The sequence below is a fragment of the Methanolapillus africanus genome (assembly GCF_032714475.1).
GTDB lineage: Archaea > Halobacteriota > Methanosarcinia > Methanosarcinales > Methanosarcinaceae > Methanolapillus > Methanolapillus africanus.
The window spans coordinates 48,409-62,658 of the sequence record NZ_JAWDKD010000020.1; the positions used below are offsets into that span (position 1 = coordinate 48,409).

The window sequence follows — 14,250 nt, forward strand, 5'->3', positions numbered from 1 at the left end:
TTTTTTTCTTTTTGAAATCTCTTTTATTCCCGTTCAAGATGTTTTCGGATCGGTAAATGTAGCCGGCTGCGGAATCTCAATCTTTTTGATTAATGCCCAATCATCCTGATTCAACACGTGAATTTCCTTTTCCGAAAACGTGTACAGGTAATTGTTGATGTAAATCGACCGAATCACCGTTGCGTTTTCATGAACATCATCTTTGACAAGCGCGATGTTGCCGTCTTTGATTTCCATCACATAAGCGTGTTCGCCGGTCGGAAGAACCAGCAAGCTGCGGTCCGGATCCCACATAAAGGCGTGGTGGTCGGATAATGCGGCGGATTTTCCTACATTGAAGACAACGCTTCCGGATTCTTGCGGGTTTAGAACATATGTCACGTCAAAAAGCGTGAGTTTCATCTTACCGTCATTCGTATATCCAAGACCGATCACTGACGTTTCATTGACCGGATAAAGATAAGTGGAAAATCCCGGCAGTTCTAATACGCCAAGAACAGAGGGCTTTCTCGGGTTTTTTAAATCGATGACAAAGAATGGATCTTTTTCCGCATAAGTTACCATATACAGGCGGTCGCCGTCATAGTTGGTGCTCTTGATCGATTCGCCCCACGCCAAATCGGGTGTATATCCGATAACATTCATTCTTTTATTCAAAACATAAACCACGTTGACCTTATTAGCCAGCCGCAAATAAGTTCCCAGGGTCGTCGCCACACGGAAATTGCCGTCATGTTCATCCATAAAGAATTGATTGCCGGCGGCGCCCGGAACGACTCCGGTCGTGACGCTGAAATCTTTTAAATTAATTCTGGAGATGGATGTGGATTCCGTCGTCTTAATCAGATTCACGATATGAGCTGAAAAGCCTGCCTCATAATTTCTAAATATTTGTTCTGCGTCAGATTCGCTGATCGATTCAAGATAAGTATCGAAAATCTGGTTCGCTTTTTCACGGCTCTCTTCAGTCGATCCGTCGCCTAATGCATTTTTGTAATCATTCATCACTTCTTTGGGATAATATTTCGATCCATTTTCCAAAAAGAAACGGTCACGAGCTGTCCAATAATTCGGGATGAAATAATTGGTCAAGTATAAGTTATCGGCCGATGCATACAAAAGTGTTGAATTTGAACCAACAAAAGCAATGGTGTCATCAAAATTCCCATTCGAAATATCAACCGCGGATACAAAGTAAACCACACGCGCCGATGCCGTCATAACAGAAGGCTCAACGGGATAATAGCATTGGCGGTAATCTATTTTTTGTCCCATATAAGTCGGCGGTGTCCATGGTTTTGTTGGATAATCAGTGTTGCCGGCGCCGACCGGGGAAACAGCTGTGTCGGATACAGTTGCATTGGAAACAGCTGCATTGGAAACAGCTGCATTGGAACCATTTGAATTCTCAGAGCTGTTTGACTCACCGACCGGAATCATCGGTCCGCCCGGATTAACGGTTTCGTTGACATAATCATCATTCGACCCGTTCATATTTTGTTTCGTAACGACCAAATACAATTTCCCGTTAACCATTCGGGATTCTGAAAACATCCCGTCCAAATTCCGGCTCCAAATCAGAACCGGATTTTTCGGGTCGGAAACATTGTAAGCGCCCAGATTTTTATCCGTTATTGCAATCAGTGTATCGTTGACCAAATACAAGTCGCCGCCTCTGTCAATTTCGGAAAGGACTGTCATGGATTCAGGCGGCATGGCGTCAATTGTAAACGTTTTGAGGTATTGTTCATATTGGTAATACCGGAAGGTCGGCTCTTCCACAAAAGTGATGTTCTTCTGATAAAGCGAGAGCGGTGTATAGTAAATGATATTTCCGTCCGTTTTAATCAAATCGGCTTCATCCACATTTTCAACCTGAACGTTTGTTTCGGAGAAACGGGTGGCATTTAACGGTTCCGTGGCAGCCGGATTCGGCAGCGGTTTTTCATTGACGGATCCATCGCTGCTGTCTAAAATGAGGGATATCATCGATGTATTGTATGAATAAGGTGTGCGGTCATACCAAACCGGTGTTCGAACCAAAGACGAAGAAGAAACAGGACGCACATTATTAAAAATGTAACTATTTTTAAAGTAGTCGTTCATTTGAGATTCGGATTCAAACGTCGTCATGCCGACTTTTTCAACCATCCGGTTGTCAATTTCAGCCGGCTGGGACACATAGAGGCAAATTAAAATGGAACAGATAATAATCAAAAACAATCCCAATGACTCAAGGTCAATATTTTTTGGAATAAAATCCCGGATCGGTTTCATAATCATTCCCCATCTATTATAATTAATTATGTATAAGAAAATACAATCCTGATAATATAAGAAGAAATTGTATTTCGACCGATCAATAAATCAATAAATATAAAATGTAAATATTTTGAAAAACTGACAATTAAAATCAAAGGTAAAACGTTAAAAATCATTCCGAAAAAATCGGCATCCGTTTTTTATGACTCGACCGAAACGTGTCGCGATAACGCGCGCGAGGCACCCGCTCAAAAAAGAAAAAATAAATGAAATCATAAAAAAGAAAAATAAAAAATGCGGCTGTAAACAAAATTGTTCACAGCCGCCTATTTGGGTTTTGTTTGGGGTTTTCTTATATTGTTTTGTATTTTTTGTTTTTCGGTTGGGCTGTTTTTATGCTTTTCAGCGGAGAAGAGCCGGCCGACGGAATCGGCCGGTTCAAAGGGGATGTTTCACCGATTTGTATTTTTAATTTTTTAAATTAATTTTTTAAATTAATAATACGGCATCGGGTACGGTCTGTACATATCTTCCGGGTATTGCGGCTGCGGGATGGAGATCTTTTTCACCAATTCCCAGGTATCCTGGTTCAAGATGTGGACTTCCTGGTCCGAGAAGGTGTACAGGTAGTTGTTGATGTAAATGGAGCGGACAACCGTTGCGTTTTTGTGAACGTCGTCTTTGACCATGGTGATGTCGCCTTCCTTGATTTGCATGACGTAGGCGTGTTCATAAGTCGGCAGCACGAGCAGGTTTCTGTCGGCGTCCCACATGAAGGCGTGGTGGTCGTACAAGGCGGAGGAACTGCTGTAGTTGCTGAAAACGTAACTGTCGAGTTCTGTCGGGCTGCTCACGTTGGTGACGTCAAAGAGCGTCAGTTTCATCTTCCAGTCGTCGGAGTAACCGAGACCGACCACGAGATTTTCACCGACCGGGTGCAGATAGGTGGAATATCCCGGGAGTTTGAGCTCGCCGAGAACGGCCGGGTTTTCAGGGTCGCTCAAGTCGATGACGAAGAACGGATCAATTTGTTTGTAGGTCACCAGGTAGAGGCGGTCGCCGACATACCGGGCGCTGTAAACTTGTTCGCCTTCGGCGAGACCGGTGACTTGCCCGACGGTTTTCATGTCTTTGTCCAAAACATAAACGCCGTTGGTTTGTTCGTCGCGGGTCATCCAGTTGCCGCCGACGGTTGTGGCCACACGGAGGTAGCCGTCGTATTCGTCAATAGAGAACTGGTCGTTGATGTTGCCCGGAACGGTGCCGGTCGTCACGTCGAATGTGTCCAAATTGATTCTGGTGATGGTGGTGGTTTCCTTGTCTTTGACGATTTCCATCAGGTACGCGGAGTAAGCCTTGCGGTAGTCGTTGTAATAGTTTTCTTGTTCTTCGGACGTCAGCGTCTTGGTGTAGTTGTAGACTGCTTCCATTACAGCGTTGTATTTAATGGATTCACTCAGGTATTCGGTTCCCATCACGCGGTTGATTTGGTTCATCGTTTCCGGCGGGTAGTATTCGGAGCCGTGTTCTTGGATGAACTGAAGTTCAATGGCGGTGGTGTCCGGGTAGAAGTAATTGGTCAAATACAAGTTGTCGCCGGAGGCGTAAAGGATCGAGTTGTAGGATCCAACCATGGCAATCGTTTTGTCAAAGTTTCCGTTGCCGATGTCAACTTCGGAGACGAAATAGGTGGAGTCCATGGACGGGCGGATGATTCCCGGGCCGACCGGATAGTAGCAGCTGGCGTAGTCGAGTTTGGCGTCCATGTAAACGATCGGGCCTTCGCTGCCGACGTCGTATTTTTGAACGACCATGTAGAGTTTTCCGTCAATCATTCTGGAGTCTTTGTAGAATCCGTCCAGATTTTCGCTCCACAGCTTGACCGGGTTTGCCGGGTCGGAAATGTTGTAGGCGGTGGTGGTGTTGTAAGTAATGACGATGAGCGTGTCATTGATCAAATAGAGGTTTTCACCGCTGCCTGCAATGTTTGAGATAATGGCGGCCGTTTCCGGCGGAAGCGCGTCAATGGTGAATGTGGTTTGGAACGTTTCGTAGTTGTAGTAGCTTCCGTAGGTGCTGTTGACCAAGGTCAAGTTGGTCGGGTAGTGAAGCTGCGGGGTGTAATAAATGAAGTTGCCGTCGGTTTTGACGAGATCGGCTTCATCGACGCCCATCACTTGAACGTTGGTTCCGGAAACGCGGTCGACGGAACTGACGTCCGAGTCATAATACATGCCGCTGGATTTGGAATCCATCGAAACGGCAGCTTCCGGTGCAGGCATCGGTGCCGGCGTTGTGTTTTGGGCGCCGCCTACCGGGGTCGCGCCGCCGGCGTCCATCACGGCCGCGGTGTTCATTGACGTGTACCGGCCGCCGTAATAAGAGTCGCCGGAATATTTTCCGGAAAAGAACTCTTGCATTTGTTTTTCGGAGGTGAACGGAACCATGCCGACCTCCCCGACCATGCCTTTTTGACTGTCGCTTGACAGGCATCCGCTGATGCCGAGCGAGCAGATCAAAACAAGGCCTAAGACGGCCAATGTTGATATTTTCATGTGCTTCATAAAAAGAACCTCTCTTTTTTTAATTTCCATTTTGTTCTCCACAACGGAATTCGGCTGTTATAATATACAGCGTCCGCCGGAGGATATGATAGGAAGAAGGTCACCGTCTTATATATACGTTTATTTGACTTCAAACGCAGTTGAAGCTATCTAAAGATGGAAATACAGTGAAAATCGAAACAGAAGATTGTTTTTTGGATTTTGAAGCGGGCAGCGGGCGCGCGCGTTATGGCGATGGTTTTTCGTTTGGATTTTTAAAAACTGAGCGGACGATTTTTTGAAGATGCCACACAAATCCTCCCGTAAATTCTGACGCAAAAATTCCGTCGCTTCGCTAGGAATTTTTCAGGGCGGTGGGAGTCTGCTTCTAAAATTCGCTACGCGAACGGCTCCCTCCGGTCGCTAAAAATATGATTTTGCTTGTTCCAACTTCCCGTGCAAACCATCCCGTAAAATCAGATGCGAAACATCTGTATTTTGCGGATACCGCTGACAAGTACAGTTTTAGTTGTCAACAGTAGAACAGATCGGATTAGGAAAAACCTGTATTGTTGGGAACAGTAGGTGTAATTGGAATTTAAAAATAGTAATCTGTAGGTGCAAATTGGAATTTAAAAATAGTAATCTGTAGGTGCGAACTGAAATTTAAAAATAGTGAACTGCAGGTGCAAACTGAAATTTAAAAATAGTGAACTGCAGGTACAATCTGAATTTTCAAATCAATGTATCTTACGGATCGGAATCCGATTAAATCAGATGTGAATCGCATCTGATTTAATCGGGTTGGTTTGCTTGAATCTGAAAAAATAGTTTGCGGGTTGGTTCGCTTGGTATTGATAAATGAGGACTGGTTTTTGAAAAGTTTTCAAAATCGGGTTATTTCTTGTTTTTCCATTTGCCTTTGTCCGATTTTTGTTTTCCTTTCATGACTTTTTTGCATTTGGACTTCATTTTTGACGCCGGAGGAACGCGGACATCCTTTTTTCCGTTCTCTTTTTTGTTGTTTCCGTTGCCATTCGCTTTGTCACCGTTGCCGTTTGTCTTGCCACTGTTTTTGCCGTTACCGTCCCCATTATTTCCGGCTCCGTTTCCGTTACCTTCTTCAGCTCCGTTTTCGGGTTCAACAGTTTCGACTTCAGGAGATGTTTCTTCTTTTTTGAATCCAACGTCGCCGCAAACACAAATATTCCCGGCGTCAGATTCATTTAAAACAGGCGCCGGCCGAAGCAGAACTTTGGACGTCTTGCTTTCCCAGACGAAATCATTTTTCTTCTTATCTTTTCTGTAAAAGAAGAACTCTGCGGCATCGGAATCGGCAATGCAGACCGCAGCCTTAATGTCCGGACCGCTGTACGGCAGCGCCGAATAAAGCGAGACCAGCGTTTTGTCAAACCAAAACTTAACGCCGGTTTCCAAAGTAATATGACCCCGGATAATGAGTTGGAGACCGTTTTTCTTCAAAAAGGTTTTCGCGACGTCGGGGCCAAAACGTTTGACCCGGCTTCCGCGCGGCGACGGCGTCCATCCTTTGGCGTCGAACGGGTCGTTCCACAAATAGCCGAACGAATCTGATTTTGAAATGCCGCTGATCGAATCGTTTTCAGTCAAACCGCCATGCACGCAGAATATTTTTCCAAAAAGAACGGCTGCAATCGGCATGTTTTCAAAAGCAGCATTCGCCGAAAGAAACAAATCCGGTTCATTAGAAACCGACGACCGGAATTCCCCGTACGTGCTGACGTCCGTCGTTTCATGATTTCCGCGCAGCAGCGCGACGTTGGGGTTGGAGAGTTTCAGTTCAAACAACCGGTTTAAAACGCCGACGGAATCGGGACCTTTGTCGATGTAATCGCCCAAAAAGACATATGAGTCGACGCCCTTTTCCTTCCCGAATTTGAGAATAAAATCCAAAATATCGGCGTTTCCGTGAATATCGGTGACAATCAGCGTTTTTTTGGCGTTGAGAGAAAGGACGGCGCCCTCCTGCTCCAAAACCGGCGTGACAGCTGCCAGATTTGCCCGCAATTGATCTTTTTCTTTGTCGCTTGCCAAAGGAAACACCTGCTTCGTTTTTGAAATGAAAAAGGAAATAAGGACGTATGAAAATTAAAACAGTCAATTAAAATGATATACCCTTTAAAACCCGTTATTTTATTTAAGATTTCAGACGAAAATGTAAACCTGAATGATTGTTTTGGGGTTAATTATTGGGTAATGTGTGTTTTTTAAAAAAATAAGGAGAAAGAATTGGGTTCTTTCTCTTTTGGATTTTTATTTATACATGGCTGGAATGTCTTCGTCTGCATAACCTGCGTTTGTATAGATGTACATTCCGAATTCTTTGCGGAGTTTCTCGAGTGTTACATCGTTGACACTTGCCGGACAAACCTGCCATTTGCGTTCATCACGTTCCATATCAATTGTGAGAACTTTTACATGAACGTAAATTCGAACATTCTTAGTGTAATCACTAATGGCTGAATCTAATTTTTTTATGTTGCCGGCATATTGCACATTATTGTAACGAATTTGGACAGAAACAGGATAAAATCCTAAAACATAGTATGTTTTAGTTGATGTTGGATTTGCATAAGAACGATTATCCATGTTTGTAATGAAAAGATTAAACCTTTCTTGTTCCGAACGGGATGAAGAACTGTAATAGTTACCATACGCTTCCGAAACATTCATTTTTACATAATTTTTAGAACTATTGGAAGTATTGATAAACACAACAGAATCACCGATATTTACAGCATCCAAATCTGCAAACATGTCTTCTTGTGAGAAATTTCCTTGACTTCTTTTCCCGATAGTTTTTGAATCTGCAATCGGATACTGTTGATGCAAATCGCCGACCCATCCTGCGATATCATCTTGCTCATATGTTGTATATGCTGTTGCTGTTAATGATATACTCGAATAATATTCCGTCTTCTCCGGTGCTTTTGTCGATACAATTGCATTTAATGGTGCAGCAAGGTGAATGAAATCGATCACACCATCTTTTGTGTAAGTATCCGTAACAACAACTTCAGAACCGCTAAATACTGATACTGATCGAAGTGTTGATGCGTTATTGTCCATCCAAGAAGTGAAACTTGTGTTTGGTGTTTCAAGCAGTAACGTCCAAGTCGCATCATTATATTTTATGTGTCGGATATATCCAAGTGTATGCATGGCAATTGTGGTTTTATTATTCTTATTTCCATCAAATTTGTTCGCCTCGGCTTCAATCTCAGCAATCACATTCGCCATCTTATCCGGTGAAAACACCCAAACGCTGTTCACTTTACAGTAATCCAAAGATGCTGTTTGCGGCGTTGTCGTAAAGGCATTTCCATAGTAATTGTTGTTCAGAGGTGAATATATCAAAGTCAAATCTTTGAAAGTTCCGCCCTCGGTCGGACCGAACAAACTCTGACATTTGACAATACTGTCGGCTGAATCAGTTAAAGAAACAAGTCCGGTAATGTTTTTACCGTTTCCGTCAAAGACGCCGGCAAACATTTTATCAGCAGCACCAACCGGAACCCAAGAATTTGCAACTTCTGAAAAATTGGTAATATTTTCCTGCATTTGGTAATAAAGCGCATTGTTGCCTTCTTCCAGATCTTCGCTGATTCTGGATATGTCCAAATGTGAATAAATCAATAACGGAGAACTCTCAGTTCCAAGATTTATGGATTGAACCTGATAAGTTTCAACAGTCACAAGTCCGGCATTGTTCACAACATAGAAGCTGTAAACGCCGTTTCTGTAAAAGACCGGCAAGGTTGCCGGCAAAGATTCAGCTTCACTGCCGCTGTCCTCAAAGTCGTCTTGCGTATAACTTCCTTTGACCCAAAGGGAAGCAGACGTGTTGATGCCGCTTTCGGAGTCAGAAGGCGTTACCGTTAAAGTTTCAGAATATTCGGCAACGGTTGAATTTGAAAACGCAATTGTCGGATTCGTGGTATCAATAAGGGTTACTTCAACAACATAAACAACTCTGTTTCCGGTGCTGTCTTCCGCATAAATCGTATATTTTCCGGATTCAGTCACGTCAAACGAATATTCGTCGGCGCTGCTGGTTGGAACTGCTTCCGATGCATTATCGAAATCAAAGGTGTTTTTGTCAAATTCACCTTTCACAGACAGAACTGTGTAAAGTTCGTCGTCGTCGGTCGCATTAAACGTCACAGTCTTTTCCGTTGCCCATTCATTTTCATCCGAAATTTGAACGTTAGTGATTTCCGGAGGGACCACGTCAATCGCAGAGACTCGGATTCTTTGGATTTTTTCATTGCCGATATTGTCCCTGACATAAACGGTGTACACATTTTCGGAACCGATGTCAAATGAATAGGTTGCGCTGGAACCTGTCAAAACAGTTCCGATGCTGTCAAAGTCTTCCAAATTCATCTTTTCGGGCAGATATTTGACAACATTGACGCCGCTTTGGAGATCCGTCACGTTAAACATCACTTTCGGCGTGCTGTCCATATCGATCATAATTCTGGAAATCACCGGCGCTTTTTTGTCGACGTTGGAAACCGTCACGACTTTAACGGCTTTGTTGCCGACATTGTCTTCCGTGTAAATCGTGTATTTTCCGTTTGCGGAAGCGATGAACTTATTGTCGCCGGTAATATCAGCGGCTGTGCTGTTCGGGAAAGTTGTCACATCAAATCTGCCTTTCTCGTATTTGACAAAGGCAACATCGCTTTGCGTATCCTCAACATGGAAAGAAACGTCAACCGTTTGGTTCCAAGTGTCTTCATCCGGACTCAGAGAAATCTGATCAATTTTCGGCGCTTTTTTGTCAACGTTGGTCACTTGAACCACCGTCACTCTTTTGTTTCCGGCATTGTCCGTTGCGCAAACTGTATATCTGCCGTTTGCGGAAACTGTAAATTCGGGGGAAGAGGTGATGTCGGTTGCCTCGCCGGTCGGGAAATCGGCGGCCGTGTATTTTCCTTTGATATACATGACGGAAGCCACAAGGCTTTGTTCGTCAGAAACAGTAACGGAAACATCAACCGTTTGATTCCAAATGCCTTCGATTGGATCCAGTGTCACGGATTCAAATGTCGGCGCCTTTTTATCCACATTGGTCACTTGGACGACATAAACCGCAGCGTTGCCGGCGGCGTCTATTGCATAAACTGTGTACCGTCCGTTTGCGGAAACTGTGAAGTTGGCATTGTCTGAGCTGTCCAAACTAATCGCATTTGACGTGCTGTCGGATGTGAAATTATCCGCCGTGAATCTTCCTTTCGCGTATCTCACTTCGGAAACGTCGCTTTGAGAATCTGTCACAAGAATAGAAACGTTGATGGTCGGGTTCCAAGAAGATGCCGGATCCAGTGAAGCCGTTCCGAATTCAGGCGCAGTTGTATCTATATTGGCGACTTCTTGAACAAAAACAAACGCATTGCCGACATTGTCGACCGCATAAATCGTATAATTATCATTTTCGGTGACGGTAAAACTGCCGTTTCCCTCAGCATCAAGGTCGACAGTCGTTTCGGTTCCGTCGTCCGGAAAATCATCAATCGTAAAGACGCCTTGCGCGTATTTGACGGCGGCGACGCCGCTTTGCAAATCCGTAACGGTCAGTGAAATATCAACCGATTGTCCCCAAGTTCCGTCGTCCGGATTCAATTCAATCGAATCAATGGCAGGCGTTGTGTTGTCTATTTTTTCAATCGTCAAAACAGAAGTATTCTTTCTTCCGTTGTCATCTTCCACATAAAAAGTCAATTTTCCATCGTCGGTGACATTGAACGGAATCGTATAATCAGAATAGTCCAGGGGATCTGTTGGGAATGTGTCGTTGTCATATTCGCCGACGACCCAGCGCGTGTATTTAATCGGAACTTTCGTCGTCTTGGAAACAATCGTTACTGTTTTTTCTTGAGACCAATCTTCAGGAGAATAGCTGCCGGAAACTGAAATTGCCGCGGCAATTTGTCCGGAACCGCCCGGGTTGACGTGAATCGGATCCGAACCACTTCCGGTTCCGCTGCCCGATGTACCGTCTGAGCCGGAATTGTTTTCCGGTTCAAATCCTTCGCCGGAAGAGCCGGCCGGCGGCTGAACCGAACCGTTTCCGGACGGACCGGGGACGGCCGGATTGCTGAAATAATCGTTGCCGACCACATAAACGGAAACGGAAAGAATGAGAACCGCTAAAACGGCTGCCGCGATCCAAAGAATTGTTTTTGAATTTTTCTGCGTCATGTCAACCCAACTTGAAATAATTTTAAACCACAAATATGTCTTTTAATTTCAAAAGTATACAAATATATTGAAAATATAATCTAATTTTTAAAGAATAATTCTTCATTTTTAGTATAAAAACTTAATGGAATAATATTAATATTAAATAGGTTCGACAGGTGCTGAATATCCAAAAATATAATTCGGAACAACTATTTAAAAATCAATAAACATGAGTATAATATTAAAAATGTCAAAAAAGAGATGAAAAAAGAAAAAATAATTGGAAAAAATCATCAAGAAGAAAGAGAAAATAGACGGAGAAATAAGGCAGAGAAGCAGAGAAAAAAGAACGAAAAAAAATAAAAAAGAAATAAATGATATCTGTCTGTCATTCCCAACGGACAATCTGATTTGCCGGTTCCGGCATCTCTGATATCTGATTTATTTCACTTTATTTTGAATTATCCCAGCTTTTGCCGGACCGTGTCGTAGAAACTGGCTTCCGAAAATTTCACGAAGCGTCCGGGATACCGGGCGCGTTTGATGGTGATCGTGTCGTGTTCCGTCACTTTCAGATGATGTTCGTCTTCGTGAACGCCGCTGCGCTCGCCGGCTTCGGCGGCTTTTTCAATCTTTTCATAAATCTCGTCGGACTTCTCGATGACTTTTCCGTCGGTCACGATGACGATTTCTTTGGGAACTTTGAGGCGAAGCGTGATTTCGCTGTCAAACGGAATAATCCACGGGCGGGACGACAATTTAAACGGCGCGATGGGGACGATCAAAATCGCGTCCACATCGGGAGACACGATCGGTCCGCCGGCGCTCATCGCATATGCGGTCGATCCGGTCGGCGTTGAAAAGACGATGCCGTCGGCACGGATTTCGTTGAGGAATTTGCCGTTGACCAACACTTCGTACGTCATCATTTTGGCGGGATAAGCGGACGTCGCCACCACTTCATTGATGGCGGTGCCTAAAAATTTCCCGTTGAGAGAAATTTCAAGACGGGGGCGTTCGTCGTACATAAATCCGGAAATGGCGCGCTCAATGGCGGCAATCGCGTCTTCCGGTTCGATGTCCGCCAAAAACCCGAGATTGCCCATGTTAATGCCGAGCATCGGAATCGGGTCCTTCATTTTGGACATGTTGCGCAGGATTGTGCCGTCGCCGCCAAGCGAAATGACAAAATCGACGCCGAGTTCTTCCATTTGAGCGACCGTAACGCCACGCTCTTCCATGCCGAGCAGGCGGGCGGGCGACGACGACAAATAAACGTCGACCTGGTCTGAAAACGTGTCAATAATGTGATGAACCATCTCGAGCGCCGCGGGGCTGTCGCAGCGGGAAACGATCGCGATCTTTTCCACGTCGCCTTTGTAATAGTAACGGTCGCCGCGGCACGAAATTTCCGGATAGGTGAGCAGATTGAGAATTTCCTGGTGAATGATGCCGTTGGACGCCACCAGATTGAGCGGCTTGATGTGGTTGTCCGGAATGGACAACGGATTTCCGATGCCGTCGGTCACGATGCCGCCCGCTTCCCGGACAATCAGTTGTCCGGCGGCAATGTCCACCAGGCGCAGCGCCATTCGGACGTCGATGAACGCGTCGATTTTGCCGGCGGCGACGTAACAGAGTTCAAGCGCGACGCTGCCGAGAACGCGCAGTTTTTGAACACGGGAACAGATTTTGGAGGCGCGGTCGGTGTTTTGGCGGTAACCGTAAGCGCTGATGGTCAGCTCCCGAATGGATGACGCCGTCGACGACACAATTTTTTGGTGATTCATAAACGCGCCCTTGCCGGCTTCGGCATAAAACTCGTCGCCGTTGGCCAAATTGGCGACGTATCCGAAAAAGATGTTTTTGAGATTCGGGCTTGAAAACGCAATGGAAAGGCTGTAAAACGGAATATTTTGAATCGCGTTGGTGGTGCCGTCAAGCGGGTCGACGATGACGGCGAACTCGGGGTCGTTGCCGATCACGATGCGGCCGCATTCTTCGCTGACGATGATCATGGATTTGCCGTACGATTTCAAGCGTTCGACGACGGCGTCTTCCGCCACCAAATCGATGCGCTTGGTGTCTGTTCCGTCGTCGCCGACAAACATAAAGTCGCCGGCGTCAATGGTTCCCCGCAGCGACGAAATCGCAAAGACGACGTCCCGGTAAATGGAGCGGCAGAGGTCAAGAAGTTCGGAACTCGGCACGGAACAAGAAAAGGCGGCTTTTTTTTCACTCATAAGATGACCCTTGTTTTTGAAATATAATTAAATTTGAAATCAATATCTATAATTTGAGATTTGCTTTTATTTTGAATTGAATGGTAATAATTCTTTTGTAAATATAAATGTGTCAGATTCCGCCATCTGATTTTGAGGCGCTTTTTGCTTGAGTTTTTAAAAAACAAATGTCGGTTTTTGAAAAATGCGGATCAAAAAAGTGCCGCCATAACGCTTGCGTATGCCGCCGCCAAAAAAAACGTTGCGAATTTAGATTCCCCCGCCGTTAACAAATCCGGGAAAGCGCAGAGTTTTGATACAAAATATGCCGGATGCACAGGTATAAAAAAAGAAGAAAGATAGAGGGAAAAAATATGAAAATAATATCGATGAATTATTGAATAATAAACATTAATTACAAAACGAAGACGATAATATTTTGATTGTAAAGTAGTTAGTCGAAACTATTATATATAAATCACAACATATATATCTAAATTATAAATATGAATTAAATAGAAATATGTTCGACAGTTTAAAAACGAATGCCGGAGATGCCGATGCAAAAAACCGATTTTAAAATACGAACTGTTCAGAGATTGCGTCCGTTCCGGCAATTCGGAATGCCGGCGGCATATGAATTAAAAAAGCGGGCCTATTGCGATTCGAACGCAAGTCGACGGATGTCTTCACAAGGATTTTGTTTCGAAGTCCGTCAGGATATCCGCTACCCTATAGGCCCAAAAGGCGGACTCAACAAAGATGTCTTTGATTTTAAAGCTTTTGCCGCCCGCGAGCGAATCAAACGCATGGTCCCTGAACAATCAACGCCAATGATATCATTGCCGTGTTTGAGGATGAAACACGGAAGTGTGTGATATATCGGAATATCTCACGTATTATTTGAAAAATATTATATATTTATTTAATAATATATAATTCACAGGGATTACTTGATTGAAATAAAATAAAATTTTGAAAAAAGAAATACTTAT

Annotated in this window: 5 protein-coding genes and 1 tRNA gene; all 6 read right to left on the reverse strand. The window is 44.4% G+C overall.

Annotation, left to right across the window (positions count from 1 at the left end; genetic code table 11):
* Positions 1–33: 33 nt before the first annotated feature.
* The 6 genes from MsAg5_RS07125 to MsAg5_RS07150 all read right to left on the reverse strand — a co-directional run bounded on the left by MsAg5_RS07125 (position 34) and on the right by MsAg5_RS07150 (position 13,997).
* A complete protein-coding gene (locus tag MsAg5_RS07125; RefSeq protein ID WP_338099936.1) occupies positions 34–2,217 on the reverse strand; it encodes a beta-propeller domain-containing protein in 2,184 nt (727 codons plus the stop codon).
* 539 nt (positions 2,218–2,756) lie between these two features.
* Positions 2,757–4,856 carry a beta-propeller domain-containing protein gene (locus tag MsAg5_RS07130; protein ID WP_338099937.1) on the reverse strand — a complete coding sequence of 700 codons (2,100 nt, stop codon included), beginning with the start codon at positions 4,854–4,856 and terminating at the stop codon, positions 2,757–2,759.
* An 846-nt stretch (positions 4,857–5,702) separates the two neighbouring features.
* Positions 5,703–6,878 (reverse strand): metallophosphoesterase family protein, encoded by a 1,176-nt coding sequence (locus tag MsAg5_RS07135; RefSeq protein WP_338099938.1) that lies wholly within the window; start codon positions 6,876–6,878, stop codon positions 5,703–5,705.
* 219 nt (positions 6,879–7,097) lie between these two features.
* The gene (locus tag MsAg5_RS07140) at positions 7,098–11,051 is read right to left on the reverse strand and encodes a TolB-like translocation protein (RefSeq protein WP_338099939.1); all 3,954 of its coding nucleotides are present in this window, start codon (positions 11,049–11,051) and stop codon (positions 7,098–7,100) included.
* 443 nt (positions 11,052–11,494) lie between these two features.
* Positions 11,495–13,276, reverse strand: a complete 1,782-nt coding sequence (locus MsAg5_RS07145) for a bifunctional fructose-bisphosphatase/inositol-phosphate phosphatase (protein WP_338099940.1) — start codon at positions 13,274–13,276, stop codon at positions 11,495–11,497.
* Positions 13,277–13,905: 629 nt separating this feature from the next.
* Positions 13,906–13,997, reverse strand: a tRNA-Arg gene (locus MsAg5_RS07150).
* Between the last annotated feature and the right edge of the window lie 253 nt (positions 13,998–14,250).